Source organism: Bacteroides sp. RTP21281st1_H5_RTP21281_210402 (assembly GCF_040918965.1).
GTDB lineage: Bacteria > Bacteroidota > Bacteroidia > Bacteroidales > Bacteroidaceae > Bacteroides > Bacteroides congonensis.
On sequence record NZ_JBCOWR010000054.1, the window covers coordinates 1 to 1473 of the forward strand.

Sequence of the window (1473 nt, forward strand, 5' to 3'; positions counted from 1 at the left end):
CAATACTTCGGTAAATTTTTACCGAAAAATTAAAAGTTAAACAATAAAACCGGCAAAAGTCGGTTCGGAAACACTAAAGAGGTCATTGAAATGTTGTCAAAAACGAATGGTTAAGCATGAAGAAATGTGCTGAAAAAAATGTGCTAACCTGCTGATAATAAAGGTAAAAAAGTATTGCATAATTCGCTGGTTTTTTAGTAAATTAGAAGTCTCTCAACTCTTCTGATTATGACTAAAGAAACACTCCTTATGCAATACCAATCCGAGTGCCTGTCGGCTCTCAAATCAGTAGCGAATATACAAAAACCTTTTGAAAAAACGTTCATGGACACCATGAAATTATTCATGGCCATCCCGGATCGTATAAACTTCCTCCAATTGGGCAGATATGGCTGTTTCTCAGAACAGACTTATCGTAACCTTTTTGAGCATGAAACTTTCGACTGGTTTGCGTTCAACGGCTCTATCATCAGCAAGCATCTCACAGGCAAAAGAAAAGCCATCGCCATCGATCCTTCCTATATTCCCAAATCAGGCAAGAAGACACCTTGGATAGGTTACTTCTGGTCCGGTTGTGCAGGAGAATACAAGCGTGGACTGGAAATCATGGGCATCGGTGTCATTGACATCGACAATCATGAATGCATGACTTTAGGTTCCATTCAGACGCCGGATTGTAAGACCTTGGATAATATGGACAAGAGCCTCGTTGACTGGTACAGCAGCTATCTTATCAGCAGAAAAGACAAGCTGCAAAGCATATCCAAAACGGTGGTTGCAGACGCATTCTTTTCCAAGGAAACATTCATAACACCTATGTGTGAGAACGGTTTCCATGTCATCAGCCGCTTTAGGAATGATGTTGTCCTGTACTATCCGGCATTGGAACAGAAAACAGGAAAACGTGGCCATCCCAAGTGGTTTGACGGCAGGATTGACTTTGCCAATTTGGATTTGACCCGGTGCAAGGAATACGAGGTGAACAAGGGAAAGCTATACGGATTGAGGGTATATGCAAAAGCTCTCAAAAGGTATGTTTCCTTAGCCATCTGGTATCCGATGGACGGGAGGACAGACAAGTGGCAGCTTTACTTCTCTACAGACGATTCCATGGATGGACGCGAGGTGCTGGATTATTACAGAACCAGGTTCCAGTTGGAATTTTGCTTTAGAGATGGCAAGCAGCATGCAGGAATCACCAACTGCCAGTCTACCGACTTCAGGAAATTGGATTTTCACTTCAATGCATCGCTTGCTGCTGTCAACTTGGCCAAAGCGGCATGTAAGAGGCTCGGAATAACCTATTCCATATCCTCCTGCAAGTCATTCATACACAATGCTTATATGCTTGAACGATTTATTTGCGTGTTTGGGATTAGCCCAGACCCGCAAGTTATTGACAAACTTTTCAAAGAACTCATTTTATTTACTGCCAGAGCCGCTTAGGCGTGGCGAATTTTTAACGAACTATTG

Annotated in this window: 1 protein-coding gene; it reads left to right on the forward strand. The window is 42.4% G+C overall.

Translation table 11 applies throughout. The annotated features are described in order from the left end of the window. Nucleotides 1-228: 228 nt before the first annotated feature. Nucleotides 229-1446, forward strand: coding sequence for a transposase (locus AB5443_RS25290; RefSeq protein WP_008782613.1), 1218 nt, complete (start codon nt 229-231; stop codon nt 1444-1446). The last annotated feature ends 27 nt before the right edge of the window (nt 1447-1473 follow it).

Bases quoted from the DNA above. Each gene is read 5' to 3' on its own strand.
- AB5443_RS25290 (WP_008782613.1), top strand. From the start codon at position 229: ATGACTAAAGAAACACTCCTTATGCAATACCAATCCGAGTGCCTGTCG.